This is a genomic window from Curtobacterium sp. L1-20 (assembly GCF_048755855.1).
In the GTDB taxonomy this organism is placed as follows: domain Bacteria; phylum Actinomycetota; class Actinomycetes; order Actinomycetales; family Microbacteriaceae; genus Curtobacterium.
Window position 1 is genome coordinate 2,383,961 of record NZ_CP151473.1, and the last position, 26,747, is coordinate 2,410,707.

Annotated in this window: 26 protein-coding genes; 16 read left to right on the top strand and 10 right to left on the bottom strand. The window is 69.9% G+C overall.

Translation table 11 applies throughout. The features are described 5' to 3' along the window. The first annotated feature begins 5 nt into the window (after positions 1 to 5). From pdxS to AAEP86_RS12840, 11 genes are all read left to right on the top strand, one after another. Entirely contained in the window at positions 6 to 926 is a 921-nt protein-coding gene (gene pdxS, locus AAEP86_RS12790) for a pyridoxal 5'-phosphate synthase lyase subunit PdxS (RefSeq protein WP_420367713.1), read from the top strand. Continuing rightward, entirely contained in the window at positions 923 to 1,516 is a 594-nt protein-coding gene (gene pdxT, locus AAEP86_RS12795; RefSeq protein ID WP_420367714.1) for a pyridoxal 5'-phosphate synthase glutaminase subunit PdxT, read from the top strand. Before pdxS ends, pdxT begins: the two co-directional genes overlap by 4 nt. A gap of 174 nt (positions 1,517 to 1,690) precedes the next feature. Next, positions 1,691 to 2,455, top strand: coding sequence for a YebC/PmpR family DNA-binding transcriptional regulator (locus tag AAEP86_RS12800; RefSeq protein WP_420367715.1), 765 nt, complete (start codon positions 1,691 to 1,693; stop codon positions 2,453 to 2,455). A 7-nt stretch (positions 2,456 to 2,462) separates the two neighbouring features. After that, positions 2,463 to 3,107, top strand: a complete 645-nt coding sequence (ruvC, locus tag AAEP86_RS12805) for a crossover junction endodeoxyribonuclease RuvC (RefSeq protein WP_420370481.1) — start codon at positions 2,463 to 2,465, stop codon at positions 3,105 to 3,107. After that, positions 3,104 to 3,724 carry a Holliday junction branch migration protein RuvA gene (gene ruvA / locus AAEP86_RS12810; protein WP_420367716.1) on the top strand — a complete coding sequence of 207 codons (621 nt, stop codon included), beginning with the start codon at positions 3,104 to 3,106 and terminating at the stop codon, positions 3,722 to 3,724. The genes ruvC and ruvA overlap by 4 nt, the downstream gene beginning before the upstream one ends. Next, complete coding sequence (gene ruvB, locus AAEP86_RS12815; RefSeq protein WP_420367717.1) at positions 3,721 to 4,758, top strand: Holliday junction branch migration DNA helicase RuvB; 1,038 nt, start codon at positions 3,721 to 3,723, stop codon at positions 4,756 to 4,758. The genes ruvA and ruvB overlap by 4 nt, the downstream gene beginning before the upstream one ends. 93 nt (positions 4,759 to 4,851) lie before the next feature. Further along, complete coding sequence (locus tag AAEP86_RS12820) at positions 4,852 to 5,259, top strand: preprotein translocase subunit YajC (protein ID WP_420367718.1); 408 nt, start codon at positions 4,852 to 4,854, stop codon at positions 5,257 to 5,259. Between the two features lie 86 nt (positions 5,260 to 5,345). Further along, a complete protein-coding gene (gene secD / locus AAEP86_RS12825; protein ID WP_420367719.1) occupies positions 5,346 to 7,097 on the top strand; it encodes a protein translocase subunit SecD in 1,752 nt (583 codons plus the stop codon). Continuing rightward, the gene (gene secF, locus AAEP86_RS12830) at positions 7,097 to 8,098 is read left to right on the top strand and encodes a protein translocase subunit SecF (RefSeq protein ID WP_420367720.1); all 1,002 of its coding nucleotides are present in this window, start codon (positions 7,097 to 7,099) and stop codon (positions 8,096 to 8,098) included. Before secD ends, secF begins: the two co-directional genes overlap by 1 nt. Then, positions 8,098 to 8,475 (top strand): rhodanese-like domain-containing protein, encoded by a 378-nt coding sequence (locus AAEP86_RS12835; RefSeq protein ID WP_420367721.1) that lies wholly within the window; start codon positions 8,098 to 8,100, stop codon positions 8,473 to 8,475. Before secF ends, AAEP86_RS12835 begins: the two co-directional genes overlap by 1 nt. A 56-nt stretch (positions 8,476 to 8,531) precedes the next feature. After that, a complete protein-coding gene (locus AAEP86_RS12840) occupies positions 8,532 to 10,856 on the top strand; it encodes a RelA/SpoT family protein (protein ID WP_420367722.1) in 2,325 nt (774 codons plus the stop codon). 49 nt (positions 10,857 to 10,905) lie between these two features. Here AAEP86_RS12840 and AAEP86_RS12845 read toward each other — a convergent pair whose 3' ends face one another. From AAEP86_RS12845 to deoC, 3 genes are all read right to left on the bottom strand, one after another. Then, positions 10,906 to 11,496, bottom strand: coding sequence for a type IV toxin-antitoxin system AbiEi family antitoxin (locus tag AAEP86_RS12845; protein WP_420367723.1), 591 nt, complete (start codon positions 11,494 to 11,496; stop codon positions 10,906 to 10,908). A 59-nt stretch (positions 11,497 to 11,555) separates the two neighbouring features. Next, positions 11,556 to 12,509, bottom strand: coding sequence for an ROK family protein (locus AAEP86_RS12850; protein WP_420367724.1), 954 nt, complete (start codon positions 12,507 to 12,509; stop codon positions 11,556 to 11,558). A 129-nt stretch (positions 12,510 to 12,638) separates the two neighbouring features. Beyond that, positions 12,639 to 13,385 carry a deoxyribose-phosphate aldolase gene (deoC, locus tag AAEP86_RS12855; protein WP_420367725.1) on the bottom strand — a complete coding sequence of 249 codons (747 nt, stop codon included), beginning with the start codon at positions 13,383 to 13,385 and terminating at the stop codon, positions 12,639 to 12,641. 42 nt (positions 13,386 to 13,427) lie between these two features. Here deoC and AAEP86_RS12860 point away from each other — a divergent pair, with 42 nt between their 5' ends. The 4 genes from AAEP86_RS12860 (at position 13,428) to AAEP86_RS12875 (ending at position 17,665) form a co-directional block, all read left to right on the top strand. Continuing rightward, the gene (locus AAEP86_RS12860; protein WP_420367726.1) at positions 13,428 to 14,960 is read left to right on the top strand and encodes an SDR family oxidoreductase; all 1,533 of its coding nucleotides are present in this window, start codon (positions 13,428 to 13,430) and stop codon (positions 14,958 to 14,960) included. After that, positions 14,957 to 15,577 (top strand): GDSL-type esterase/lipase family protein, encoded by a 621-nt coding sequence (locus AAEP86_RS12865; protein ID WP_420367727.1) that lies wholly within the window; start codon positions 14,957 to 14,959, stop codon positions 15,575 to 15,577. The genes AAEP86_RS12860 and AAEP86_RS12865 overlap by 4 nt, the downstream gene beginning before the upstream one ends. Before the next feature lie 26 nt (positions 15,578 to 15,603). Beyond that, positions 15,604 to 16,038 (top strand): DUF6804 family protein, encoded by a 435-nt coding sequence (locus AAEP86_RS12870; protein WP_420367728.1) that lies wholly within the window; start codon positions 15,604 to 15,606, stop codon positions 16,036 to 16,038. Between the two features lie 73 nt (positions 16,039 to 16,111). Continuing rightward, positions 16,112 to 17,665, top strand: a complete 1,554-nt coding sequence (locus AAEP86_RS12875; RefSeq protein ID WP_420367729.1) for a stealth conserved region 3 domain-containing protein — start codon at positions 16,112 to 16,114, stop codon at positions 17,663 to 17,665. Positions 17,666 to 17,799: 134 nt separating this feature from the next. Here AAEP86_RS12875 and AAEP86_RS12880 read toward each other — a convergent pair whose 3' ends face one another. The 5 genes from AAEP86_RS12880 to AAEP86_RS12900 all read right to left on the bottom strand — a co-directional run bounded on the left by AAEP86_RS12880 (position 17,800) and on the right by AAEP86_RS12900 (position 23,179). Beyond that, complete coding sequence (locus AAEP86_RS12880) at positions 17,800 to 18,759, bottom strand: phosphodiesterase (RefSeq protein WP_420367730.1); 960 nt, start codon at positions 18,757 to 18,759, stop codon at positions 17,800 to 17,802. A gap of 164 nt (positions 18,760 to 18,923) precedes the next feature. After that, on the bottom strand, positions 18,924 to 20,609 hold the full coding sequence (locus AAEP86_RS12885; protein ID WP_420367731.1) for a cytochrome b: 1,686 nt from the start codon (positions 20,607 to 20,609) through the stop codon (positions 18,924 to 18,926). After that, positions 20,609 to 21,676, bottom strand: coding sequence for a ubiquinol-cytochrome c reductase iron-sulfur subunit (locus AAEP86_RS12890; protein WP_420367732.1), 1,068 nt, complete (start codon positions 21,674 to 21,676; stop codon positions 20,609 to 20,611). The genes AAEP86_RS12885 and AAEP86_RS12890 overlap by 1 nt, the downstream gene beginning before the upstream one ends. A gap of 33 nt (positions 21,677 to 21,709) precedes the next feature. Then, positions 21,710 to 22,519 carry a cytochrome c gene (locus AAEP86_RS12895; RefSeq protein ID WP_420367733.1) on the bottom strand — a complete coding sequence of 270 codons (810 nt, stop codon included), beginning with the start codon at positions 22,517 to 22,519 and terminating at the stop codon, positions 21,710 to 21,712. A gap of 21 nt (positions 22,520 to 22,540) precedes the next feature. Further along, the gene (locus AAEP86_RS12900; protein WP_420367734.1) at positions 22,541 to 23,179 is read right to left on the bottom strand and encodes a cytochrome c oxidase subunit 3; all 639 of its coding nucleotides are present in this window, start codon (positions 23,177 to 23,179) and stop codon (positions 22,541 to 22,543) included. Positions 23,180 to 23,249: 70 nt separating this feature from the next. On the opposite strand from AAEP86_RS12900, the gene trpD reads away from it, so the two are divergent. After that, positions 23,250 to 24,290: an anthranilate phosphoribosyltransferase gene (gene trpD, locus AAEP86_RS12905; protein ID WP_420367735.1), complete on the top strand. Its 1,041-nt coding sequence runs from the start codon at positions 23,250 to 23,252 to the stop codon at positions 24,288 to 24,290. A gap of 82 nt (positions 24,291 to 24,372) precedes the next feature. On the opposite strand, the gene glpK is transcribed toward trpD, so the two are convergent. Further along, positions 24,373 to 25,884, bottom strand: a complete 1,512-nt coding sequence (gene glpK, locus AAEP86_RS12910) for a glycerol kinase GlpK (RefSeq protein ID WP_420367736.1) — start codon at positions 25,882 to 25,884, stop codon at positions 24,373 to 24,375. 47 nt (positions 25,885 to 25,931) lie between these two features. Beyond that, on the bottom strand, positions 25,932 to 26,654 hold the full coding sequence (locus tag AAEP86_RS12915) for an MIP/aquaporin family protein (protein WP_420367737.1): 723 nt from the start codon (positions 26,652 to 26,654) through the stop codon (positions 25,932 to 25,934). Between the last annotated feature and the right edge of the window lie 93 nt (positions 26,655 to 26,747).

Sequence of the window (26,747 nt, forward strand, 5' to 3'; positions counted from 1 at the left end):
GCATCATGAGCGACAGCACCAGCACCTCCGGCACCCCTGGCACCTCGATCACCGGCTCCGACCGCGTCAAGCGCGGCCTCGCCGAGATGCTGAAGGGCGGCGTGATCATGGACGTCGTCGACGCCGAGCAGGCCCGCATCGCCGAGGAAGCCGGCGCGACCGCGGTCATGGCGCTCGAGCGCGTGCCCGCCGACATCCGTGCGCAGGGCGGCGTCGCCCGCATGTCCGACCCGTCCATGATCGAGGAGATCATCGCCGCGGTGTCGATCCCCGTCATGGCGAAGGCGCGCATCGGCCACTTCGTCGAGGCGCAGGTGCTGCAGGAGCTCGGCGTCGACTACATCGACGAGTCCGAGGTCCTGTCGCCCGCCGACTACGTCAACCACATCGACAAGTGGAACTTCACCACCCCGTTCGTCTGCGGCGCCACCAACCTGGGCGAGGCGCTCCGCCGCATCACCGAGGGCGCGGCGATGATCCGCTCCAAGGGCGAGGCCGGCACCGGTGACGTGTCCGAGGCCACGAAGCACATCCGCACCATCTCGAAGGAGATCGCGGCGCTCCGGTACCTCAAGGAAGACGAGCTCTACGTCGCCGCGAAGGAGCTCCAGGCGCCCTTCGACATCGTCAAGGAGGTCGCGCAGACCGGCAAGCTCCCGGTCGTGCTCTTCACCGCCGGTGGTGTCGCGACCCCGGCCGACGCCGCGATGATGATGCAGCTCGGCGCCGACGGCGTGTTCGTCGGCTCCGGCATCTTCAAGTCGGGTGACCCGGCGAAGCGTGCCGCGGCGATCGTCAAGGCCGTCACGTTCCACGACGACCCGAAGGTCATCGCCGAGGTCTCCCGCGGTCTGGGCGAAGCCATGGTCGGCATCAACGTCGCCGACGTCCCCGCGCCGCACCGCCTCGCCGAGCGCGGCTGGTGAGCGCCCGGCCCCGCATCGGGGTCCTCGCGCTGCAGGGCGACTTCCGCGAGCACATCGCGTCGCTGACGGAGCTCGGCGCCGACGTGGTGCCGCTGCGTCGCCCGGAGGAGATCGACGCGCTCGACGGCGTCGTGATCCCCGGCGGTGAGTCGAGCGTCATGGACAAGCTGTCCCGGACGTTCGGCGTCGCCGAACCGCTGAGCGCCGCAATCCGTGACGGTCTGCCCGCGTACGGCACCTGCGCCGGGATGATCATGCTGTCCTCGCGGATCGCCGCGGGGATCCCGGGCCAGCAGACGCTCGGCGTGCTCGACACCACCGTGCGGCGCAACGCCTTCGGCAGCCAGAACGACTCCTTCGAGACCGACATCCCGATGCCGGCGCTCGGCGACGCCCCGGTGCACGCGGTGTTCATCCGGGCCCCCGTGGTCGAGGAGCACGGCGCGTCGGTGCAGGTGCTCGGTGCACTCGCCGACGGTCAGGTCGTGGCGGTGCAGCAGGACAACGTGCTCGCGAGCGCGTTCCACCCCGAGGTCGCCGGCGAGGACCGCTTCCACCGACGCTTCCTGGAACTCGTCCGCAGCGCCTGACCCGGCCGCTCGGGAACCAGGTTCCGGACACCACACCGCGCTGTTCCGTGGTGCTGTGTCCGGAACGTGGTTCCGTGCGCGACCGCGCTGTCCACAGGACCAGCGCGGCGGCGGCGACCCGCGCCTCCCGGCCGCTAAACTGGTCGGGACTTTCCGAAAGACGCAAGGAGCACCGTGTCCGGGCATTCCAAGTGGGCAACGACCAAGCACAAGAAGGCGGTCATCGACCAGCGCCGTGCGAAGTCGTTCGCGAAGCTCATCAAGAACATCGAGGTCGCCGCGAAGATGGGCGGGGCCGACCTGTCGGGCAACCCGACCCTCGTCGACGCGGTCCAGAAGGCCAAGAAGACCTCGGTCCCCAACGACAACATCGACCGCGCGATCAAGCGCGGCGCCGGCCTCACCGGCGAGACGATCGAGTACACGACCATCATGTACGAGGGCTACGGCCCGAACGGCGTCGCGATGCTCATCGAGTGCCTCACGGACAACAAGAACCGTGCCGCGGCCGAGGTCCGGACCGCGATGACGCGCAACGGCGGCACGATGGCCGACCCGGGCAGCGTGGCCTACAACTTCGCGCGCAAGGGGGTCATCTCGGTCACGAAGACCGACGGCCTCGACGAGGACACGGTCATGACGGCCGTGCTCGACGCGGGTGTCGAGGACGTCGTCGACCAGGGCGGCGGCTTCGAGGTCATCACCGAGGCGAGCGACCTCGTCGCGGCGCGCACGGCCCTGCAGGACGCCGGCATCGACTACGACTCGGCCGACGCCGAGTTCGTGCCGGGTCTCAAGGTCCCGGTCGACGCCGAGACCGCCCGCAAGGTGTTCCGCCTCATCGACGCGCTCGAGGACAGCGACGACGTGCAGAACGTCTACTCGAACTTCGACATCCCCGCCGACGTCCAGGCCGAGCTCGACGAGGACGAGGACTAAGCCGATGCTGCGCGTGCTCGGGGTCGACCCCGGGCTCACGCGGTGCGGCGTCGGCGTGGTCGAGGTCGCACCGAACCGTCGCGCCCGACTCGTGCACGTCACGGTCGTGCGCACGCCCGCCGACATGGCACTCGAGCAGCGGCTCCTGCTCATCGCCGACGGCATCGCCGCCGAGATCGACGAACACCGGCCGGACGCCGTCGCGGTGGAACGGGTCTTCGCCCAGGCGAACGTCCGGACCGTGATGGGCACGGCGCAGGCCGCCGGCCTGGCCCTGCACGCCGCGGCCGCCCGCGGGCTGCCCGTCGGGCTGCACACGCCGTCCGAGGTGAAGGCCGCAGTCACGGGGTACGGCAACGCCGACAAGCGCCAGGTCCAGACCATGATCGCGCGGGTGCTCGGGCTCGACGAGGCCCCGAAGCCCGCCGACGCCGCCGACGCGCTCGCCCTGGCGGTCTGCCACGCCTGGAGGCTCGGGTCACCCGACGCCGTCGGCTCGCGTCCGACGAACCTCACCCCGGCGCAGCGCGCCTGGCGGGACGCCCAGGGCGGGACCGTCGACTCACCACTCGCGCGGGCGGCCGCCGCTGCGGCGCGACCGCAGCGTGGCAGGTCCGCGACGTCGGTCGGCGGCCGTAGGCTCGGCGCATGATCGCGAGTCTCCGGGGCACCTGCATCGACGTCGCCGGATCGGCCGTCGTGGTCGAGGTCGGGGGCGTCGGGTACGCCGTCACGGTCACCCCGGCGCACGCGCTCTCGATGCGCCACGGATCCGAGGTCTTCCTGCGCACGGCGATGATCGTGCGCGAGGACGAGCACCTGCTCTTCGGCTTCGAGTCCACCGACGCGCTGCAGGTGTTCGACCTCCTGCGCAGCGTCTCCGGCGTCGGGCCGAAGTCCGCGATGGGCGTGCTCGCGCACATGGAACCCGCACAGGTGGCGAACGCCGTCGCGAACGACGACGACGCCGCCTTCCGGAAGGTCTCCGGCATCGGCCCGAAGACCGCGAAGCTCATCATCGTCGCGCTCTCCGGCAAGCTCGCCGCGTTCGAGCAGGCGCCCGTCGTGGCCGCAGCCCGCGGCACCGCCGCGCACCCGGCCGCGATCGACGTCGTCGAGGCGCTCGTCGGGCTCGGCTGGCGCGAGGACGCCGCGCAACGTGCGGTCGACGACACCATCGCCACCGAGCCGGGCGCCGCGACGATGGGCACGCAGGCGCTGCTCCGCGCGGCACTCGGTGCCCTCCGCCCGGCGGGGGCCGGTCGGTGAGCGGCATCACCGCAGCCAGTGCCGAGTCGCAGGAAGAACTCGCCTTCGAGGGCGCGCTCCGGCCCAAGTCCCTCGACGAGTTCGTCGGGCAGCGCAAGGTCCGGGGGCAGCTGGACCTGCTGCTGAAGGCCGCGGCGATGCAGGAGCGGACCCCCGACCACATCCTCATGGCGGGGCCGCCCGGGCTCGGCAAGACCACGCTCGCGATGATCGTCGCGCACGAGTCCGGCCGCCCGTTGCGGATGTCGAGCGGTCCGGCGATCCAGCACGCGGGCGACCTCGCCGCCGTGCTCTCGTCGCTCGTCCCCGGCGAGGTGCTCTTCATCGACGAGATCCACCGCATGGCGCGCTCGGCGGAGGAGATGCTCTACCTGGCGATGGAGGACTTCCGGATCGACGTGATGGTCGGCAAGGGCGCCGGCGCGACGAGCATCCCGCTCGACCTCGCGCCGTTCACCCTCGTCGGGGCCACGACGCGCGCCGGGCTCCTGCCGAACCCGCTCCGCGACCGCTTCGGGTTCACCGCCCACCTCGAGTTCTACGAGAAGGACGAACTCGAACAGGTCCTCATCCGTGCGGCGCACCTGCTCGAGCTCGACATCGACCGGACGGCGCTCCGCGAGATCGCCGGACGCTCGCGCGGCACACCCCGCATCGCGAACCGCCTGCTCCGCCGAGTCCGCGACTACGCCCTCGTGCACCGCACCACCGACGGCATGACCGCTGTGCAAGGGGCGCTCGACCTCTACGACGTCGACGAGCTCGGCCTCGACCGCCTCGACCGCGCCGTCGTCGAGACGATGCTGACGCGGTTCGACGGGGGACCGGTGGGCCTCAACACGCTCGCGGTCTCGGTCGGCGAGGAGTCCGAGACGATCGAGTCGGTCGTCGAACCGTTCCTCGTCCGCGTCGGTCTCGTCACACGGAGCCCACGCGGCCGCATCGCCACACCGCAGGCGTGGCGCCACTTCGGCATGACGCCGGGCCAGGCGGCCGGGGCGCAACCCGGCCTCTTCGACGACGAGACCGACTGACCGGTCCGAGCGTCCGGGGTGACATGCCACGCACAGTCGTGTGCCCTAGACTGCTACGGCCCGAAACCGAGCAACCAGAGAAGGCAACGCATCATGGGTCAAGAAGTCGTCCTCATCGTCATCGTCGTGGCGTTCGCGGCCTTCATGTTCTACAACAGCCGGAAGCGCAAGAAGCAGCAGTCCGAGCTCGCCACCAAGATGGTGCCGGGCGCACGGGTGATGCTCTCCTTCGGCCTGTACGGCACGCTCCTGTCGGTCGACGACGAGAAGGTCACCGCCGACGTCGAGATCGCCCCCGGCACCGTCGTCACCGTGCACCGTCAGACCCTGTCGCGCGTCGTCGACGACAACGCGTCGGACATCGAGACCACCGCCACCCCGGAGGACGAGTCGGACGCACCCAAGCCCGTCGCCGAACTCAACGGCGAGCCGGTCTACGGTGAGCGCGTCGACCCGATCGACTCCGACACCGACGCGACGAAGCGCAAGACCGAAGACTGACACCTCGGCCGCCGGGTCCACCGACCCGGCGGCGACACCTGCCGCCGGTCACCACCGTCGGTCCTGACAGAAAGACGAGACGACCGGTGGCACGATCGACACCCGTCAAGAAGGCGATCCGCTCGCTCACCTGGTTGGTGATCCTGATGGCGGTCCTCGCGGGTCTGAACACCGCCGCGTCGATCCTCGCCGGGTCAACGAAGGACGACAGCGGCAAGTGGTACGAGGGAGCCAGCTGGATCCCGGAACTCGCCCTCGACCTGCAGGGCGGCACGCAGCTGACGCTCGCGGCGCAGAACACCGAGGGCGGCTCGGTCACGAGCCAGCAGCTGAACCAGGCCGTGAACATCATCCGGCAGCGCATCAACGCCACGGGTGTCTCCGAGTCGCAGATCAACACCCAGGGGACGAACAACATCGTCGTCTCCATCCCGGGCAAGCCCGACAAGGCGACGATCGACCGCATCGAGGCGGCCGCGAAGCTCACCTTCCGCCCGGTGCTCTACACCGAGGCCGCCTCGAGCTCGTCCGTCGGCGGGGACGACGGGTCCTCCGCGTCACCGACGCCGTACTCGCCGCCCGCCTCGCTCGCCGCGACGCCGAGCGCGAAGCCGACGAACGCGAGCGACCTGGCCTGGGTGACGCCCAGGCTGCAGGACCTCTACACGAACTACGACTGCAAGGCGCCGGACGACGTCACCACCGCGCCCGACGACGAGCCCCTCGTGACCTGCGACGCCGACGGGGCCGCCAAGTACATCCTCGGTCCGGTCGAGGTGTCCGGGTCGAACATCAGCAACGCGACCTCGGGTCTCGCGACGGACTCGCAGGGCACGTCGACGGGGCAGTGGGCCGTCAACCTGACCTTCAACGGTGACGGCACGAAGGACTTCCGCACGGTCACCAACCGCCTGGTCTCGCTGCAGTCCCCGCAGAACCAGTTCGCCATCGTCCTCGACGGGTCGGTCATCACCGCGCCGAGCACGAACGCCGCGATCACCAACGGCAAGGCGCAGATCACCGGCAACTTCACCGCCGAGTCCGCGAAGACCCTCGCCGACCAGCTCAAGTACGGCGCCCTGCCGATCAACTTCCAGGTGCAGTCGAACGAGAACATCTCGGCGACCCTCGGTACCGCGCAGCTCGTCGGCGGCCTCGTCGCCGGCCTGATCGGTCTGATCCTGGTGATCATCTACTCGGTGATCCAGTACCGGGCGCTCGCGTTCGTCACGGTGCTGTCGCTCGGTGTGGCCGCGACACTGACCTACCTCGTGATCGCGATCATGTCGTGGCGGGTCGACTACCGTCTCTCGTTGGCGGGCGTCGCGGGGTTGATCGTGGCGATCGGCATCACGGCGGACTCGTTCATCGTCTACTTCGAGCGCATCCGCGACGAGCTGCGCGACGGACGTGGGCTCGAGAGCGCCGTCGAGTCCGGCTGGAAGCGGGCACTCCGCACGATCCTCGCCTCGGACTCGATCAACTTCCTCGCCGCGATCGTGCTCTACATCCTCGCGGTCAGCGACGTGAAGGGCTTCGCGTTCACGCTGCTCCTCACGACGCTCATCGACGTCGTCGTGGTCGTGCTGTTCACGCACCCGATGATGCAGCTCATCGCCCGCAGCCGGTTCTTCGGCGAGGGGCACAAGTTCAGCGGGCTCGACCCGGCAGCGCTCGGTGCCGTCTACCGGGGACGGGCGCAGTTCCGCGCCCCGGTCGTCGACGGCAAGCGCCAGCGCAGCGCCGGTGAGGCCCAGCGTCGACAGACGATCGCGGAGCGGAAGGCCCAGCAGGGCTCCGTCGACAACGGCACCACGCCGGACGGGAAGGACGACTGATGGCCAGCTTCAGCCAGTTCGGCAGCGACCTCTACACGGGGAAGCGCTCGTACGACATCGTCGGACGACGCAGGACCTGGTACCTCGTCGCGATCGTCGCGATCGTCATCTCGCTCGCAGTGCCGTGGCTCCGCGGCGGCTACCAGCTCGGTATCGAGTTCACGGGCGGGTCCGAGTTCACGCTCTCCGACGTGAAGTCCCTCGACCAGGACCTCGCGACCCGGACCGTCGAGTCGATCGTCCCGGAGGGCGTCCCGCGCGTCTCGCAGCTCGGCCAGCACGGCATCCGGGTGCAGACCGGTCAGCTCACGGACCGTGAGACGACCGAGGTGCAGGACGCCCTGGCGAAGGCGTACGACGTCCCCGAGGAACGCGTCGCCGCGACCTTCATCGGTGCGACCTGGGGTGCCGACGTGCTCGCGCAGGCCATCCGTGGCCTCGTGATCTTCCTCGCGCTGGCCGCCGTCTTCATGGCGGTGTACTTCCGGACCTGGAAGATGTCGGTGTCGGCGATGGTCGCGCTCCTGCACGACCTGCTGATCACGGCCGGCGTGTACGGGATCGTCGGACTCGAGGTCACGCCGGCGGCGGTCATCGGCTTCCTGACGATCCTCGGGTACTCCCTCTACGACACCGTCGTGGTCTTCGACAAGGTGCGCGAGAACACCAGCCAGGAGTCCCACCGCACCTTCGTGCAGTCGGTGAACCTCGCGGTGAACCAGACGCTCGTCCGGTCGATCAACACCTCGGTCGTGGCGCTCCTGCCCGTCGCGGCGATCCTCTTCATCGGCTCGTACGTGCTCGGAGCCGGGACCCTGCGCGACATCTCGCTCGCGCTGTTCATCGGCATCATCGTGGGCACGTACTCGACCATCTTCATCGCGTCGCCGATGTACGCCCACCTGCGCGAGAACGAGCCGAAGGTCAAGCAGGCCGACGCGAAGAAGCAGCAGGCGGCCGCGAAGCGCCAGCGCGAGGTCGACACGGCGGCGGGCGTCTGATGCCGGCCGAGATCGTCGACGTCGACGTCGCCGAGGCCCTTCGCCGGATCGAGCACGGAGCACGACTGTTCGACGTGCGCGAGCAAGGGGAGTGGGACGAGGTCCACGCTCCCGAGGCGACGCTGGTGCCGATGTCGGAACTCGTGGCGAGGTGGAAGGAGATCGACGGCGGGGACGAGCCGGCGATCATCGTGTGCCACTCGGGCGGCCGGTCCGCCCGGGTCGTCGCCGCGCTCGAGCAGTCGGGCGTCCCCGCGGTCAACCTGACCGGTGGCATGGTCGCGTGGGAACAGGCCGGAGCGCCGGTCGTGCGCCCCGGTGACGGGTCGGGGGACCACGGCGCGGACGCCCAGGGCGAACCGCGTCACGAGCACTGACCGGACGCGCGTAGTCTTGTCGGATCGAGCTCGGACCGAGTCCTGGGAGGCGCTTCATGACGGACACCCGTGAGTCCACGCCCCCGGACGCCGCGCGACCGGGCTCCGCTCCGCGGCCGTCGAGCCCGCTCGGCCCGAACACCACCGGCAACCTCGGTTCCCTCCGGTCGCTGCTGCCGCGGCTGTTCTCGCGGGCGCAGCCGGCCGGTGCGGTCGACACCCTCATCCGGACGGTCCGCTCCCACCACCCCAAGGCCGACGTCACGCTGATCGAGCGTGCGTACTCCGTCGCCGAACGTGCGCACGACGGGCAGAAGCGCAAGTCGGGCGAGCCGTACATCACGCACCCGGTCGCGGTCGCGCAGATCCTCGCGGACCTCGGCATCGGACCGATCACGATCGCGGCCGCGCTGCTCCACGACACCGTCGAGGACACCGACTACCAGCTCGACCAGCTGCGGTCCGACTTCGGCGACGAGATCGCGATGCTCGTCGACGGCGTCACGAAGCTCGACAAGGTCAAGTACGGCGACAGCGCGCAGGCCGAGACCGTCCGCAAGATGGTCATCGCGATGTCGAAGGACATCCGCGTCCTCGTCATCAAGCTCGCCGACCGCCTGCACAACGCCCGCACGTGGGGCTTCGTGGAGTCCGCGTCCGCGACGCGGAAGGCGAAGGAGACGCTCGAGATCTACGCGCCGCTGGCGCACCGGCTCGGCATCCAGATGATCAAGCTGGAGCTCGAGGACCTCTCGTTCGCCGTGCTCCACCCGAAGCTGTACGTCGAGATCGACAGCCTGGTCAAGGAACGCCAGCCGAAGCGCGAGCAGTTCGTGCAGAACGTCATCGGCACCCTGAAGAAGGACCTCAAGGCCGCGAAGGTGCGCGGCGACGTCATGGGGCGGCCGAAGCAGTACTACTCGATCTACCAGAAGATGATCGTCCGGGGTCGCGAGTTCGACGAGATCTACGACCTGGTCGGCATCCGCGTCCTCGTCCCGACCGTCCGTGACTGCTACGCGATGCTCGGGTCCGTCCACGCACGGTGGACGCCGCTGCCCGGCCGCTTCAAGGACTACATCGCGACGCCGAAGTTCAACCTGTACCAGTCGCTCCACACCACGGTGCTCGGACCGCAGGGTCGTGCCGTCGAGATCCAGATCCGCACGCACGAGATGCACCAGCGGGCCGAGTTCGGTGTCGCGGCGCACTGGAAGTACAAGCAGCGGGCAGCCGGGCGCGACGTCGACACCTCGTCGGCCACCGACCAGGACATGGCGTGGCTCGCACACATCACCGACTGGCAGGCCGAGACGAGCGACCCGGGGGAGTTCCTCGACTCGCTGCGCTACGAGATCGGTGCGAAGGAGACGTACGTCTTCACCCCGCAGGGCAAGGTCATCGGCCTGCCCTCCGGCGCGACCCCGGTCGACTTCGCGTACGCCGTCCACACCGAGATCGGGCACCGCACCATGGGCGCCAAGGTCAACGGTCGCCTCGTCCCGCTCGAGAGCGCACTGTCGAGCGGTGACGTCGTCGAGATCTTCACGTCGAAGAACCCCGACTCGGGTCCCAGCCAGGACTGGTTGACCTTCGTCCGGAGCCCTCGGGCCCGCAACAAGATCAAGCAGTGGTTCACCAAGGAGCGCCGCGAAGAGGCGATCGAGCAGGGTCGCGACGCAATCGCGCGGGCAATGCGCAAGCAGAACCTGCCGCTCCAGCGGATCATGAGCCAGGACTCCATCTCCGAGGTGGCGTCCGCGATGCGGTACGACGACGTCTCCGCCCTCTACGCCGCCATCGGCGAGGGCCACGTCTCCACCCAGTCCGTGATCGAGAAGGTGCTGGCCGGCGTCCAGTCCGAGACCGAGACGGACGAGCCGGAGCTGTCCTTCCCCCGACAGGTCACCAGCCGCCAGCTGCGCAACAGCGACAGCGGGGTGCTGGTCCGGGGCGCACCGGACATCCTCGTGAAGCTCGCGAAGTGCTGCACGCCGGTGCCGGGAGACCAGATCGTCGGGTTCATCACCCGCGGTCAGGGCATGTCGGTGCACCAGGCGTCGTGCACCAACGTGAAGTCGCTCATGAACGAGCCGGACCGGATGATCGAGGTCGAGTGGGCCCCGTCGTCGAAGTCGGTGTTCCTCGTGCAGATCCAGATCGAGGCGCTCGATCGGTCGGGCCTGCTGAGCGACGTGACCCGGGTGCTGACGGACCACCACGTGAACATCCTGTCCGCGACGGTGTCCACGTCGTCGGACCGCCTGGCACTCAGCCGGTTCGTGTTCGAGATGGGCGACACCACGCACCTCGACCGCGTGCTCAACGCCGTGCGCCGGATCGACGCCGTGTACGACGTCTACCGGGTCAGCGCGGGCTGACCGACGCCGGGCGGCCCGGGGCGGGTCAGTGCGGTGCGTCTCCGCAGCCCTACGGGGCCACCCGGAGCGCGCGCAGGCGCCGTTCGGCCTGCCGGACCATCGGCACCGTCCCGAGGCCGCTGAGCCGCTCCAGGACCTCCGAGCGCGTCGCCGCGCCGGATGCCAGCAGGCCGTGGACGGCGGTGGCCTCGGCGGTCCCGAAGACCCCCGCCGCGCTCGACGCCGAGTCGGCAGCCGACGTGCCGAGCCCGCCCGGCGTCCGCAGCAGGTCGACGGCGGTCCGCGCCGGCACGGTCACCCGGAGGAGCCCGAGCCGGACCGTGTCCTCGTCGGTGATCCGGATCTCACGCAGCCGGACGTCGGCGCCCACGTGCACCCGGACCTGTGGCGGGACGCACGCGTCGAGCGGCGACGGAGGCCGGGAGGTCGCGCCCCAGACCCATGCGGCGGTCAGCGTGCTCGCGATGAGCCTCGGGTCACGGAGCACCCACGCCGCGGCCTCGGCTCTGAGGGACGGCGTCTGCGGTTCGGCGGGGGAGGCCCAGCACGGTCCGACGGCGACGAGCTCCCCGGCGAGCACCGCCGCACGGAGTTCTGCCTCCGGCCAGTCGTCGCTGGTGAGCAGTCGCGAGCGGGGCACCCGCACATCCTGCCCGACGTCCCCGGCCGGACAGAACCCCCTGTGGAGAGCCCGCGGGCTCAGCGCAGGACGTCGGCGCGGTGCACGAGCGCGGCGGCGCCGATGAGCGGCCCGTCCTGCGACAACCCGGTCGGCACGATCCGCACCTTGGTGACGAACCCGAACTCGACCCGCTCCGCGACGGCCTCGCGCGCGAAGGTGAAGAGATCCGGTGTGACGTGCGAGAAGCCGCCACCGATGGCCACGACCTCGAGGTCGACCAGGCTCGTGGCCGCGGCGATCGCCTGTCCGAGCGCCCGACCGCTGCGTCGCACGGCCGCGATCGCGATCTCGTCGCCGGCGGCGTACGCTGCCGAGAGCTCCTCGCCGGTCGTGCCGGCGAAGCCCTGACGCCGGGCCCAGGCGACGGTCTTCGGGCCGCTGGCGACGGCCTCGAGGCAGCCGGTGCCGCCGCAGGCGCAGGGGTCGTCGAACCCACCGCACTCGACGTGCCCGATGTGCCCGGCGTTGCCGGTGGGTCCGCTGACGGTGCGGCCGTGCAGGATGAGCCCGCCGCCGACACCCGTCGAGACGATCATGCCCATCACGTGGTCCGAGCCCTGCGCCGCGCCGACCCAGTGCTCCGCCAGCGTGATCGCGAGACCGTCCATGCGCAGCGTCACCGGCACGCCGTCGGGCACGTGCGCGGCGACGCGGTCGCGCAGCGGGTACCCGCGCCAGACCGGCATGTTCAGGGGGGAGACCAGGCCGTGCTCCTCGTCGACGGGCCCGGCCGAGCCGATCCCGACGCCGACGAGGGTCGCGTCGGCCGGCAGCGCCGCCAACGCCGCCGTGACGACCTCGTCGACCGCCGCCTGCAGTTCCTCCGACGTCCGCTGTGGTCCGGTCGGGCTGCGGTGGCGGCTCGGGGCGAGCACGACGCCCTCGTCCGTCACGAGGGCGGCTTCGACCTTGGTGCCGCCGAGGTCGACGGCGAGGGCCAGCGGGGTGGACGGCGTTGCGGTGGTGGTCATGCTCGCTCCGATGCGGCGGACGGGAGGCGCGGCTGGGCCCCGGCACGCGGAGGTCGCGTCCCACGGGTCCCGGGCCGGTCGTGGTGGTCGGTCGGGTGGGTCGGTCCGCGTCGTCGACGCGGACCGCGGTCAGTAGGACGTGGTGTCGTCGCCGAGGACGGACGCCGAACCGGTCGCTGCGCGGTGCGCGACCTCGTCCAGGATCCGGGCGGACGCACTCGTCCCGATGCGGTCGGCTCCGGCGGCGACCATCTCGAGCAGGGTGTCGAGTCCGCGGACCCCGCCGGACGCCTTGACGCCGGTGTCCGGGCCGACCGTCTCGCGCATGAGCCGGATGTGCTCGGCCGTCGCTCCGCCACCGGCGAAGCCCGTCGACGTCTTCACGAAGGCGGCGCCGGCGGACTGCGCGGCACGCGAGGCGGCGACGATCTCGTCGTCGGTGAGGAACGCGGTCTCGAGGATGACCTTCACGACGGTGCTGCCCGCGGCGTCGACGACGGCACGGACGTCGGCCTCGACGCGTTCCCAGTCACCGGACTTCGCGGCGCCGATGTTCTGCACCATGTCGAGCTCGAACGCGCCGTCGGCCAGCGCCTGCAGGGACTCGGCGACCTTCGCGCCGGTGGAGGTGGTGCCGTGGGGGAACCCGATCACCGTGCCGACGCCGACGCCGGTGCCCTGCAGTCGCTCGACCGCGTGCGTCACGTCGCTCGGGCGGACGCATACGCTGAACACCCGGTGGGCTGCGGCCTCGTCGAGCTGGGCGTCCACGTCCGCGCGGGTCAGCTCGGGCTTGAGGATCGCGTGGTCGATCAGCGCCCGCACGGCATCGGCACTGGTCGGCTCGGGAACGACGGAGAACGCTGCTTTGTCCACGCCGCAAGCCTACCCGGAGGCGACACGCGTACCGTGCCCGTCATGCGCGTCCTCGTCACCGGGGCCACCGGGTACATCGGCGGTCGTCTCGTCCCACGTCTCCTCGAAGCCGGCCACAGCGTCCGGGTCTTCGTCCGCACCCCTCGCAAGCTGCAGGACGTCCCCTGGCACGACCAGGTGGACGTCGCCGCGGGCGACCTGCAGGACGCCGAAGCCGTGCGCGCCGCGGTCGAGGGCATCGAGGCGGTCTACTACCTCGCCCACGCGATGGGCGCGGACGGCGACTTCGAGCAGGCGGAGCGGGACGCCGTCGAGACGATGGCGCGGGAGGCGAAGGCCGCCGACGTCCGACGGTTCGTCTACCTCGGCGGTCTGCACCCGGACGGCGAGCTCTCGAAGCACCTCCGGAGCCGCAAGGAGGTCGGCGACGTCCTCCTGCAGTCCGGCGTCCCGACGATCGCCTACCAGGCCGGGGTCGTCATCGGTTCCGGCAGCACGTCGTTCGAGATGATCCGCCACGTCACCGACGTCCTCCCGTGGATGCCTGCGCCGCGGTGGGTCCGCAACCGGATCCAGCCGATCGCGGTGCGCGACGTCCTCTACTACCTGGTGCACGCGCTCGACATCCCCGCGGACGTCAACCGCACCTTCGACATCGGCGGCCCGGACGTGCTGCGCTACGGCCAGATGCTCAACGGGTACGCCGTCGAGGCGAAGCTCCCGCAGCGCGCGATCTCGGTGCTGCCGGTCCTCACGCCGGGCCTCTCGGCGCACTGGTTCAACCTGGTGACGCCGATCCCGAAGAAGCTGGCGACCCCGATCATCGAGTCGCTGCAGTTCGAGTGTGTCCAGCGCGAGCACGACATCGACGACGTGGTGCCGCGTCCGGAGGGCGGCCTGACGTCCTACCGCCGGGCCGTGCGGCTGGCCCTGAGCCGGATGCGCTCGGGCGAGGTCGAGACGAGCTGGCGGAACGCCACCCTCGCCGCGACGCCGGCCGACCCGCTCCCGAGCGACCCCGACTGGGCCGGGCACACCGTGTACGTCGACGACCGCAAGCGGCACTCGTCCGCCTCCGCGGAGGACGTCTGGCGCGTGGTCGAGTCGATCGGCGGCGAGAACGGCTGGTACTCGTTCCCGCTCGCCTGGGTCGCCCGGGGCTGGATGGACAAGCTCGCCGGCGGCGTCGGCCTGAACCGGGGCCGGCGGGACCAGCGGCGCCTCGAGCAAGGCGACGCGCTCGACTGGTGGCGCGTCGAGCGTCTGGAACGCGGTCGCTACCTGCGGCTCCGTGCCGAGTTCAAGTCCCCTGGACGTGCCTGGCTCGAGATGACCGTCACGCCCGCGGACGACGGCGGCAGCGACTACCGTCAGCGCGCGATCTACTTCCCGCAGGGCCTCTCCGGCCGCCTGTACTGGTACTCGATCCTGCCCTTCCACGGCGTGATCTTCCCGGGCATGGTGGAGCGCATCACCGCCGCCGCCGAACGCGAGTCAGAGCACACCGAGTCGACGGGGCGGAACTGGACCCAGCAGAATGGGGACCAGGAACCGGCACACGAGGAGGCAGCATGACCGCGGACGCAGTCCAGCCCGACGACGCAGCGACCACCGAGGACCACGGCGCCGTCCTGTTCCTGGGTGACAGCCTCACCGCGCAGGGCGCGTGGGACGACTGGCTGCCCGGGGAACGCACCGTCAACCAGGGCGTCAGCGGTGACACCACCGACGGGGTGCTCGCCCGGCTCGACGCGGTCATCGCCCAGCAGCCCGAGGTCATCGTGCTGCTGGTCGGCACCAACGACTTCGGCAACCACCGCGCCAGCGTCGAGCACGTCGTGCGCGGCGTCGAGTCGGTGCTCGTCACCCTCCGACGCGAGCTGCCGGGCGTCCGGCTGCTGCTCGTCTCGATCCTGCCGCGCCAGGCCGAGTTCGCCGCGAAGATCGAGGAGGCGAACCGGCACCTCCGGCAGTTCGTCGCGACGTGCCACGCCCAGTACCTCGACGCGTGGCCCGCCCTCGCCGACGGCGACCACCTCGACGACCGCTTCACCGACGACGGCCTCCACCTCACCGAGGACGGCTACCGGGCGTACGTGGCGGAACTCCTGCCGGCGCTCGAGCGCGTGCGCGGGCTGCCGCCGATGTCCCGTTCGATCCAGGCGATCGACCTCGACGGCGCCTCGGCCTGATGGCGGCGCGGAAGGGGCGGCCCCCGGTGGGGTCGTCCCAGAACGGCGTGCCCGCGGGCGCCGGCCGCCCCGCGACCGTCGCCTCGTCCCGGTCGTCCGGAGCACTCCCGCCGTTCACGCGACCGGCTCTGGCGCCGTCGCTCATCGCAGCGATCGTGCTCCTCGCATGTGTCGCGATCGTGGACTCGTCCGGCTTCGTCTTCGCCCGGTGGGGCGTGACCGTCCTGAGCCTCATCGTCCTCGTCTTCGCCGTTCGCGGGCGGGCGTGGTGGGCCGTCGTGCTCATGGCGGCCGTCGCCGTCTGCTGGAACCCGCTCGAGGTCGTGCCGATCCCGGGCGAGGTCTGGGCGGCGCTCCAGCTCGTCGCGGCGGCGGTGTTCATCGTGGTCGGGATCCTCGTCAAGGTGCCCCGCGAGACGGTCGCGAGCAGCGCCTCCAGGCCGGCACCGCCCACGCGCTGACCGACGGTCTGCGCGGACGGTAGGATCGCAGGGGCCGGGTGCTGGACCCGACCGATCGACCCGAAGGGCATGGATGAGCAGCGAGACCGAGCCGGTGACCGAGAGTCCTCTGCTGAACCCTCGACCGTCCTCCGGCGGTCTCGACCGAGCCGACGTCGTCGTCCGCAAGGGCCGCCTCACGCTCGTCAACGGACACCTCACGCCCCAGCAGTCGATGATCGAGGACCTCCTGTTCCTCGACGACGCGCTGACCGCCGGCGACGTCGACCACCTGCTCATCCGCGGCAACGACCAGCGCCCCGTGATCGCGCTCGACGAGCGCGACCGCCAGCGGGCGGAGAGCGCCGTGATGGCCGCCGCCGCGAACGAGCCCTTCTACGCGAAGCCCCCGGGCCAGCCGGCCGTGCTCGTCATCGACGACGGACTCGGGTCCGTCGACGAACCGGTCCTCCGGGTGTTCCGACCCCGACTCGAGCCGCTCGGGCGCCTCCGCTACGGCGCCGAGACGAGCGTCCAGGTCGAGTTCTGGCGCGTCACCGACACCGAGGTCCTGGCGCCGGTCGAGAACGCGCTGATGCGCCGGAGCCTGCCGGTGGACGAGTTCGTCCTCGTCGACATCGAGCGCTACGGTCGCACGTGGCGCACCGTCGAGCACATGTTCGACGACCACGTCTCGGACATCCGGTTCCCGATCGACATCGTGTTCTCGTGGGTGGACGGCAACGCCGTCGAGTACCAGCGCGCCCGTCAGGCCGCGCAGGCGAACGCCGTGCTGGGGGAGGGCGACGACGCCCCGGCCCGCTTCCGGCAGATCGACGAGCTGAAGTACGCGCTCCGGTCCGTGCACACCTTCGCGCCGTGGATCCGGCAGATCTACATCGCCACCGACTCGCCGGCACCGGCGTGGCTCGCCGACCACCCGAAGGTGCGGATCGTGCGGAGCGAGGAGTTCTTCGCCGACCCCTCGGTGCTGCCGACCCACAACTCGCAGGCCGTCGAGTCGCAGCTCCACCACATCCCGGGCATCAGCGAGCACTTCATCTACTCGAACGACGACATGTTCTTCGGGCGGATGGTCGACCCGTCCGTGTTCTTCAGCCCCGGATCCGTGACGAAGTTCATCCTGGCGTCCACGCGCATCGGGCTCGGCTCGAACAACGCTGCGCGCAGCGGCTTCGAGAACTCCGCGCGCGTGAACCGGCGTCTGCTGCAGCAGCGGTTCGGTGCCGTCACCACGCGGCACCTCGAGCACGCGCCGACCCCGCTCCGGGCGTCGATCATGACCGAGATGGAGCACGAGTTCGCGGACGAGTTCGCGGCGACGGCGGCCTCGCGGTTCCGCGCGGCGGACAACATCTCCGTGACGAACTCGCTGTACCACTACTACTCGCTGCTCACCGGTCGCGCGATCGTCCAGGAGAACGCGGACGTCCGGTACATCGACACCACGATGCAGTCCGGACTGCGGGCACTCGACGACCTGCTCAAGAAGCGGAACGCGGACTTCTTCTGCCTGAACGACGGGAGCTTCCCGGAGGTCAGCGACGAGGAGCGCACCCAGCGGGTGACGGACTTCCTCGAGAAGTACTTCCCGTTCCCCGCGCCGTGGGAGCAGTCCGGCGCGTAGGCCGCCGGCCCGGCGCTCCGTTCCCTCACGCGAAAGCGGCACCCTGCTGCGGGAGTTCCCCGGCAGGGTGTCGCTTTCGCGGTACGACCGTGACCGTGGCACGGCGGCGGCACCCATCGCCGCGCGGTACCGCGCTACCGGCGGATCGGGGAGGCCGGCACGGCGTCGAGCGTGAACACCGGGATGCTCGACGTGACGGGCGCCGGCTCGACGGCTGCGGGAATGGTGACGCCGGCGGCGGCCAGGCGCGCTTCGGTCTCGGCGGCCGTGACGGGCTGCCCCACCGTGGCGTAGTGCCCGATCGGCACGACCGAGTGCACCACGTTGTGGCCGTAGACGTGCACCAGGTTGTACGACTGCGCGCCGTCGCGACCGCGGGTACCGCCCTGGAACTCGGTGAGGTCCTGCGTGTAGCACGTGGCGCTCGCGACCGAGACGGGAACGCCCGCGAACACGGCGCTCGTCGAGTAGTGCAGGTGTCCGGCGATGATCGCGATCACGTCACTGCCCTCCACCACCTCGGCCAGCGCGTCCTGATCACGGAGCTCGACGAGGACCGCGAGGTCCTGCACGCTGGGCACCGGCGGGTGGTGCATGGCGAGGATCGTGCCGTGCGGCGCCGCCTCGGAGAGGACCTCGGCGAGCCAGTCGAGCTGCTCGGGGGAGACCTCGCCGTGGTGCCGTCCGGGCACGCTGGTGTCGAGCGTGATGACCCGCAGACCGTTCACGTCGTAGACGAAGTCGACGGGCCGGTCGGTGGGCTGCAGACCGAAGAGCTCCTGGCGGAAGGCACCGCGCTCGTCGTGGTTGCCCATGGCCCAGATGACCTGCGCGCCGATGCGGTCGGCGGCCGGCTGCACGATGTCGCGGATCCGGGCGTAGGCGCCGGCTTCGCCCTTGTCGGCGACGTCGCCGGTCACGACGATCGCCTCCGGCCGGGTGCCGGCGGCCTCGATGTCGGCGATGATCTCGCTCAACCGCGCCGCGGAGTCCACGGCGCCGTAGAGGTCACCGTCGCCTGCCACGAGGTGGGTGTCGCTGAGGTGGAGGAGGAAGTGGTTCGGCCTGGGGTGTTCGGCCGTCCGGCTGTCCATCGGGGTCTCATTCCGTTGGCGGGTGCGTGGTGCAACACAGTGCCACACCGTCCTGGACGAGTCCAGCACGTGTTGGTGAACCGAACGTGAACCGAGGGCGGCGTGTTCCCGACCCACGAAGAAACCCCCGCCACTTCGTGACGGGGGTTGCTTCGTGGTGGAGCCTAGTGGTTGTTCGCACCGAGGGCCGGGGCCTGGTGCTCACCTTCCAGCTCGGGACCGTGGTGTGCGGCGTGCGCCGCCTCGAGCTCGGCCTTCGTGACCGGCGTGATGCGGTCCTCGAAGAAGAAGCGGGAGGCACCGGCACGCAGCTTCTGCACCGACGAGATCTTGCCCTTGGCGTTCGGGCGGATCATGAGCGGCTTGTACTCGTTGAACTGCAGGAGCTTCCAGCGCTCGTACTCGTCGAGCTGCTCGTGCACCTCGATGTACTCGCCGTGGGGGAGTCGGACGATGCGACCGGACTCGTACCCGTGGAGCACGATCTCGCGGTCCTTCTTCTGGAGTGCGAGGCAGACACGCTTCGTGATCCAGAAGGCCACGAACGGGCCGAGGACCGTCGTGGCCTGGATCACGTGGATCACGTGCTCGATCGACACCATGAAGTGCGTCGCGATGATGTCCGACGACGCGGCCGCCCAGAGGCTCGCGTAGAGCGTGATGCCAGCGGCGCCGAACGCGGTGCGCGTCGGGGCGTTGCGGGGACGGTCGGCCAGGTGGTGCTCACGCTTGTCGCCGGTGACCCAGCCCTCGATGAAGGGGTAGAGCAGGATGGCGAGGATGAGCAGCACCAGCACGGCGATCGGCGCGAGGATGTTGAACGACACCGTGTAGCCGAACCACACGACCTCCCAGTGCGGCGGCACCAGACGGAGCGCACCGTCGGCGAAGCCGATGTACCAGTCGGGCTGGGTACCGGCGGACACCGGGGACGGGTCGTACGGCCCGTAGTTCCAGATCGGGTTGATCGTGAACATCGACGCGATGAGGGCGAGGATGCCCGCGACGATGAAGAAGAACCCACCGGCCTTGGCGGCGAACGCGGGGAGGATCGGCACGCCGACGACGTTCTCGTTCGTCTTGCCGGGCCCGGCGAACTGGGTGTGCTTGTTGATGACGACGAGCACGAGGTGGACGCCGAGCACCGCGACGAGGATCGCCGGCAGCAGCAGGATGTGCAGCGTGTAGAGACGGCCGACGATGTCGGTGCCCGGGAACTCGCCACCGAAGAGCAGGTAGGCGATCCAGACGCCGATGACGGGGACGCCCTCGATCATGCCGACGATGATGCGGAGACCGTTGCCGGAGAGCAGGTCGTCGGGGAGCGAGTAGCCGGTGAAGCCCTCGGCCATGGCGAGCACCCAGAGCAGGAAGCCGAACACCCAGTTGAGCTCACGCGGCTTGCGGAACGCGCCGGTGAAGAACACGCGGGCCATGTGCAGCATGATCGAGGCCACGAACAGCAGGGCCGCCCAGTGGTGGATCTGCCGGACGAAGAGGCCGCCGCGGATGTCGAACGAGATGTTCAGGGTGGACTGCAGCGCCGTGGACATCTCGACGCCCTTGAGCGGGACGTACGAGCCGTTGTAGACGACCTCGGCCATCGACGCCTGGAAGAAGAACGTCAGGAAGGTGCCGGAGAGCAGGACGACGACGAAGCTGTACAACGCCACCTCGCCGAGCATGAAGCTCCAGTGGTCGGGGAAGATCTTGCGCCCGACCTCCTTGACCAGGCCCGAGATGCTCGTGCGCTCGTCGATGTAGTTGGCGACCCCGCCGATGATGCGGGATCCACGCTCCGGCGCCGGCTTGGTGCTCGACGCAGGTGCGTTCGTGGTGGTGGTGCTCATCAGCGTTCACGCTCCCAGAAGGACGGACCGACCGGCTCGTGGAAGTCGCTCTGGGCAACCAGGTAGCCGTCGTCGTCGATCGCGATAGGAAGTTGGGGGAGAGGGCGGGCGGCCGGGCCGAAGATGACGTCGCAGTTGTTCGACACGTCGAACGTCGACTGGTGACACGGGCACAGCAGGTGGTGCGTCTGCTGTTCGTAGAGCGCGACCGGGCACCCGACGTGGGTGCAGATCTTGGAGTACGCGACGATGCCGTCGTAGCCCCAGTTCTCGCGACCCTTGGCGGGGTTCAGGTCCTTCGGGTCGAGACGCATGAGGAGGACGGCGGCCTTGGCCTTCTCCTCGAGCATGTGATCCGAGTCGAGCATCCCGTCGGGGATGACGTGGAAGACCGACCCGATCGTGACGTCGGACGCCTTGATCGGCAGACCGGTCGGGTCCTTGGTCAGGCGCATGCCCGACTTCCAGAACGTGTGACGGAGCAGCTCGTTCGGGTCGGCCGCCGGCGCGAGGTCGCGCACGAGGACGATGCCGGGGAGCGGGAACGCGGCCAGCGCGCCGATCATCGAGTTGCGGATCAGCTTGCGACGGCTGAACCCGGACTCCTTGTCAGCGAGCTGGAAGGCCTCGACGGCCTTCGCGCGGGTCGCGTCCGTGCCGCGGGTGGTGTGGCGGAGCTCGGAGATCTCGCGGTCGACGACGAGCGACTTCGACCAGTAGACGGCACCCAGGCCGAGCGCGAGCAGGGCCAGTGCGATCGCCAGACCGAGGAACAGGTTCGCCGTGCGGACCGTCCCGAAGTCGTTCGAGTCGATCGGGAAGGCGACGTAGGCCGCGATCGCGAGGACGCTGCCCACGATCGAGAGGTAGAAGAACGTCGCGACCTGACGCTCGGCCAGACGCTGCTTCTTCGGGTCGACGTCGGTGCGACGCGCGCGGTGCGGCGGCTCGCCCGGGTTCTCGAACGGGTCCGCGGGGAGGACCGCGGTGCCGGCCGGCGTGCTGGTCGTGCCGTGCTTCTCGACAGCCGAGGACGAGTTCAGTGCCTCGTCGTCGTGCTCTGCCATGGTGTTCCCTTCAGTGTCGTTCGACACGGACGATCAGTTGGACTTCGCGGTCAGCCAGACGGTCATCGCGACGACCGCGCCCAGACCGAAGATCCAGATGAACAGACCCTCTGCCACCGGGCCGAGGGAGCCGAGGGCGAACCCACCGGGCGACTTGTTGTCCTGCACGTACTTGAGGTACGTGATGATGTCGGCCTTCTGCTCCGGGGTGAGGTTCAGGTCGTTGAAGACCGGCATGTTCTGCGGGCCGGTGAGCATGGCCTCGTAGATGTGCTTGCCCGTCACCGACTCGAGGTTCGGCGCGTACTTGCCCTCGGTCAGGGCACCACCGGCACCGGCGACGTTGTGGCACATCGCGCAGTTGATGCGGAAGAGCTCCGCACCCTCGGCGGCGTCGCCCTGCGAACCGTTGGTGAGGTGCGAGGAGGGGACCGACGGGCCGGGGCCGAGCGATGCGACGTACTCGGCGAGGGCGTCCACCTGCTCGTCCGTGAACTGCGCGGGCTTCTCTTCGGCCTGCGGACCCTGGGCGGCCATCGGCATGCGGCCGGTGCCCACCTGGAAGTCGACCGACGCGGCGCCGACACCGATGAGGGACGGGCCCTCGCTCGTGCCCTGCGCGGAGAGGCCGTGGCAGGTGGCGCAGTTCGAGGCGAAGAGCTTCTGGCCCTCGTTCACCTTGGACTGGCTCGACGCGGCCACGGTGCTCGTGCTGTCGTCGGCGTTCGCCGTGGAGCTGAACAGCGCGTACGCACCGCCGGTGGTCATCAGACCGACGACGATGAGCGACACGGTCGCCATCGGTGAACGGCGGCCCTTCTTGGACTTGCTTCTGTTGAACATGCGGTGGGGGCTATCCAGTTCCTACTTGAGAAGGTAGATGACGGCGAAGAGGCCGATCCAGACGACGTCGACGAAGTGCCAGTAGTACGACACGACGATCGCGGTGGTCGCTTCCTTGTGACCGAAGTTCTTGGCGGCGAACCCGCGACCGAGCGTCAGCAGGAAGGCGATGAGGCCACCCGTGACGTGGAGGCCGTGGAAGCCGGTGGTCATGTAGAAGGCCGAACCGTAGGCGCTGGAGGAGAGCGTCACGCCCTCGTGCCAGAGGTTCGCGTACTCGAAGATCTGACCGCAGACGAAGATCGCGCCCATGCAGTACGTGACGAAGAACCACTCCGTCATGCCCCAGTCCTTCGGGTTCCAGCTCGTGCGGTGCACCTGGAAGCGCTCGGCGGCGAAGACCGCGAACTGGCAGGCGAAGCTGGACAGCACCAGGATGATCGTGTTCACCGAGGCGAACGGCACCTCGAGCTTGGAGGTCTCGGTCGCCCAGAGCTCGGGCGAGGTGCTGCGCAGCGTGAAGTAGATCGCGAACAGGCCGGCGAAGAACATGACCTCGCTGCCCAGCCACACGATCGTCCCCACGGCAACGGCGTTCGGCCTGTTCAGGACCGGACCGCTGGCGGATCTGGAGAGAGGGGTGCTAGTCACGTGGTCCATTATGGCCGAAACCACTGACAGTGTTTTCGCAGCACTCTGGCGGGTCTCTCGAATTCACTACGATCGAGGCATGTCCGACCTCCTGACCTGGCCCTCGGTGATCAGCGCGCTCATGGCGCGCGACGACCTCTCGATCAGCCAGTCCACATGGGCCATGCAGGAGATCGTCGCGGGCCGTGCGACGGAGGCCCAGATCGCGGCGTTCGTCGTGGCGCTCCGGGCGAAGGGCGAGACCGTCGACGAGGTCGTCGGCTTCCGCGACGCGATCCTCGAGGCCGCCGTCCCGCTCGACGTGGACCCGATGGCCCTCGACATCGTCGGCACCGGCGGCGACGTCGTCGGCACCGTCAACGTCTCGACCATGGCCGCCGTGGTCATCGCCGCGGCCGGGGTCCCGGTCGTGAAGCACGGCAACCGGGCGAGCTCGTCGAAGTCGGGTTCGAGCGACGTGCTCGCCGCCCTCGGCCTCGACCTGACGATGGACGCCGCGCGTGTCGCCGAGACCTTCCGGCGTGTCGGGCTGACCTTCGCGTTCGCCAGCGCGTTCCACCCCGGCTTCGCCCACGCGGCCGCGGTGCGCCGGCAGATCGGCGTCCCGACGGTGTTCAACTTCCTCGGGCCGTTGGTCAACCCCGCGCGGTGCGAGGCGAACGCCGTCGGCGTCGCGCAGCTCGAGCTCGTGCCGATCATCACGGGCGTGTTCCAGACCCGCGGCGCGACCGCACTCGTGTTCCGTGGCGACGACGGCCTCGACGAGCTCACCACCACCGGGCACAGCCACATCTGGGAGGTCACCGGGGGCCGCGTGACGGAGCACGACCTCGACCCGCGGGACCTCGGCATCGCCCGGGCCCGCGTCGAGGACCTGCTCGGCGGCGACCCGGAACACAACGCGTCCGTCGTGCACCGGTTCCTCGCGGGGGAGACCGGCGCGGTGCGCGACATCGTCCTGCTGAACGCCGCGGCCGGGCTCGTCGCGTTCCGACTGGCCGAGGACCCGGCCGAGGTCGACCGCCCGATCCTGCACCGCTTCCGCGAGCAGCTGGTCGTCGCCGCCGAGGCCGTCGACTCGGGCGCCGCAGCGCGCAAACTGGCCGACTGGGTCGCCTGACCCACACCATCGCGACGACGGGAGGCCCGGTGCCGGTTCCAGGAACCGGCACCGGGCCTCCGGTGCGTCGCGACCAGTGCGACTACTGCACGTCCTCGTCGACCCAGTCGAAGGTCTTCGTGACGGCCTTCTTCCAGAGACGCAGGGTGCGCTCACGCTCGGCGTCGTCGAGCTGCGGCTCCCAGCGCTGGTCCTCCTGCCAGTTGGCACGGAGCTCGTCGAGGTTCGCCCAGAACCCGACGGCCAGACCGGCGGCGTAGGCGGCGCCGAGGGCGGTGGTCTCCGCGACGACCGGTCGGACGACCGGCACGTTGAGGATGTCCGCCTGGAACTGCATGAGCTCGTTGTTCGCGGTCATGCCGCCGTCCACCTTGAGCTCGGTGAGGTCCACGCCGGAGTCCGCGTTGACGGCGTCGAGGACCTCGCGGGTCTGCAGCGCCGTCGCCTCGAGGGCGGCACGGGCGATGTGGCCCTTGTTGACGAAGCGGGTGAGGCCGACGATCGCGCCCCGGGCGTCCGGACGCCAGTACGGCGCGAACAGGCCCGAGAACGCCGGGACGAAGTAGACGCCGCCGTTGTCCTCGACGGTCTTCGCGAGCGCCTCGACCTCCGGGGCGCTGCCGATGAGCCCGAGGTTGTCGCGGAGCCACTGGATCAGCGAGCCGGTGACGGCGATCGACCCCTCGAGCGCGTAGTGCGTCTCCTGGTCGCCGAGCTTGTAGCCGACGGTCGTGAGCAGCCCGTTCTCCGAGCGGACGATCTCGGTGCCCGTGTTGAAGATCAGGAAGTTGCCGGTGCCGTAGGTGTTCTTCGACTCGCCCTGGTCGAACGCCGCCTGCCCGAAGGTCGCGGCCTGCTGGTCGCCGAGGATGCCGGCGATCGGCACCTCGCGGAGCAGGTTCGACGACTCGACGTGGCCGTAGACCTCGGAGGAGCTGACGATCTCGGGGAGCATCGACTTCGGCACGCCGAAGTCGGCGAGGATGTCGTCGCGCCACTGCAGCGTCTCGAGGTCCATGAACAGCGTGCGGGACGCGTTCGTGACGTCGGTCTTGTGGACACCGCCGTCCACGCCGCCGGTGAGGTTCCAGAGGACCCAGGTGTCGGTCGTGCCGAAGAGCAGGTCGCCGGCCTCGGCCTTCTCGCGGGCGCCCTCGACGTTCTCGAGGATCCACATGATCTTCGTGCCCGCGAAGTAGGTGGCGAGCGGCAGGCCGACGATCGCCTTGTAGCGGTCGGTGTCGCCGTCGGCGAGCTTGTCGACGATGGACTGCGTGCGGGTGTCCTGCCAGACGATGGCGTTGTAGACGGGCTTGCCGGTGTTCTTGTCCCAGACCACCGCGGTCTCGCGCTGGTTCGTGATGCCGACCGCCGCGACGTCGTGGCGGGTGATGTCGGCACGGGACAGGGCCTGCCCGATGACCTCACGGGTGTTGTCCCAGATCTCGGACGGGTCGTGCTCGACCCAACCGGCGCGGGGGAAGATCTGCTCGTGTTCCTTCTGGCCCACGGACACGATCGAGCCGGAGTGGTCGAAGACGATCGCTCGCGTGCTGGTCGTTCCCTGGTCGATGGCGACGATGTAGTCGGCCATTGGTGCTCCTTACGGGTTGCGTTCGGTGGTGACTGGGAGGAGTGGGTCTATGCGAGGGGCAGCAGCGCGTACGACAGGCCGGCTGCCAGCGCGCCGCCGACGAGCGGACCGACGACCGGGACCCAGGCGTAGGACCAGTCGCTCGAGCCCTTGCCCTTGATCGGCAGGAGCGCGTGCGCGATGCGCGGACCGAGGTCACGTGCCGGGTTGATGGCGTAGCCGGTCGGGCCGCCGAGGCTGACGCCGATCGCGATGACGAGGAAGGCGACCGGGATGGCGCCGAGCTCGGCCGGGGTCTTGCCGTTCGTGAAGGCGATCACGACGAAGACGAGCACGAAGGTGCCGATGATCTCGGTCACGAGGTTCCAGCCGTACGACCGGATCGCGGGGCCGGTGGAGAAGACGCCGAGCTTCGCTGCCGCGTCGGGCTCCTCGTCGAAGTGCTGCTTGTAGGCGAGCCAGACGATGACGGCACCGATGATCGCGCCGATCATCTGGGCGAGCCAGTAGAGCAGCATCTCGCCGACGGTGATGTTGCCGAGGATGGCCTGCGCGAGGCTCACCGCCGGGTTGAGCTGGCCGCCGGACTTGTACGACACGGTGACGCCGGCGAAGACCGCGAAGCCCCAGCCGATCGTGACCATGAGGAAGCCGGCGCCGAAGCCCTTCGACTTCGCGAGCGACACGGCGGCGACGACGCCGCCACCGAGGATGATGAGCATCGCCGTACCGACGAGCTCAGACAGGAAATTGACGCCGATGCCGTCCATCGGTGACCTCCAGTGCGTGAGGGTGGGGGTCCGGTGGTGCTGCGCCGGCACTCCCCGTTGAGTGATTGAGGCCGAGCATAGTGAGGCCGTTCC

Excerpts from the sequence above, each read along its gene's own strand:
- pdxS (WP_420367713.1), top strand. The coding sequence starts at position 6 with ATGAGCGACAGCACCAGCACCTCCGGCACCCCTGGCACCTCGATCACC.
- ruvA (WP_420367716.1), top strand. The coding sequence starts at position 3,104 with ATGATCGCGAGTCTCCGGGGCACCTGCATCGACGTCGCCGGATCGGCC.
- AAEP86_RS12820 (WP_420367718.1), top strand. The coding sequence starts at position 4,852 with ATGGGTCAAGAAGTCGTCCTCATCGTCATCGTCGTGGCGTTCGCGGCC.
- secF (WP_420367720.1), top strand. The coding sequence starts at position 7,097 with ATGGCCAGCTTCAGCCAGTTCGGCAGCGACCTCTACACGGGGAAGCGC.
- AAEP86_RS12835 (WP_420367721.1), top strand. The coding sequence starts at position 8,098 with ATGCCGGCCGAGATCGTCGACGTCGACGTCGCCGAGGCCCTTCGCCGG.
- AAEP86_RS12840 (WP_420367722.1), top strand. The coding sequence starts at position 8,532 with ATGACGGACACCCGTGAGTCCACGCCCCCGGACGCCGCGCGACCGGGC.
- AAEP86_RS12850 (WP_420367724.1), bottom strand. The coding sequence starts at position 12,509 with ATGACCACCACCGCAACGCCGTCCACCCCGCTGGCCCTCGCCGTCGAC.
- AAEP86_RS12860 (WP_420367726.1), top strand. The coding sequence starts at position 13,428 with ATGCGCGTCCTCGTCACCGGGGCCACCGGGTACATCGGCGGTCGTCTC.
- AAEP86_RS12865 (WP_420367727.1), top strand. The coding sequence starts at position 14,957 with ATGACCGCGGACGCAGTCCAGCCCGACGACGCAGCGACCACCGAGGAC.
- AAEP86_RS12875 (WP_420367729.1), top strand. The coding sequence starts at position 16,112 with ATGAGCAGCGAGACCGAGCCGGTGACCGAGAGTCCTCTGCTGAACCCT.
- AAEP86_RS12880 (WP_420367730.1), bottom strand. The coding sequence starts at position 18,759 with ATGGACAGCCGGACGGCCGAACACCCCAGGCCGAACCACTTCCTCCTC.
- AAEP86_RS12885 (WP_420367731.1), bottom strand. The coding sequence starts at position 20,609 with ATGAGCACCACCACCACGAACGCACCTGCGTCGAGCACCAAGCCGGCG.
- AAEP86_RS12890 (WP_420367732.1), bottom strand. The coding sequence starts at position 21,676 with ATGGCAGAGCACGACGACGAGGCACTGAACTCGTCCTCGGCTGTCGAG.
- AAEP86_RS12895 (WP_420367733.1), bottom strand. The coding sequence starts at position 22,519 with ATGTTCAACAGAAGCAAGTCCAAGAAGGGCCGCCGTTCACCGATGGCG.
- AAEP86_RS12900 (WP_420367734.1), bottom strand. The coding sequence starts at position 23,179 with ATGGACCACGTGACTAGCACCCCTCTCTCCAGATCCGCCAGCGGTCCG.
- trpD (WP_420367735.1), top strand. The coding sequence starts at position 23,250 with ATGTCCGACCTCCTGACCTGGCCCTCGGTGATCAGCGCGCTCATGGCG.
- glpK (WP_420367736.1), bottom strand. The coding sequence starts at position 25,884 with ATGGCCGACTACATCGTCGCCATCGACCAGGGAACGACCAGCACGCGA.
- AAEP86_RS12915 (WP_420367737.1), bottom strand. The coding sequence starts at position 26,654 with ATGGACGGCATCGGCGTCAATTTCCTGTCTGAGCTCGTCGGTACGGCG.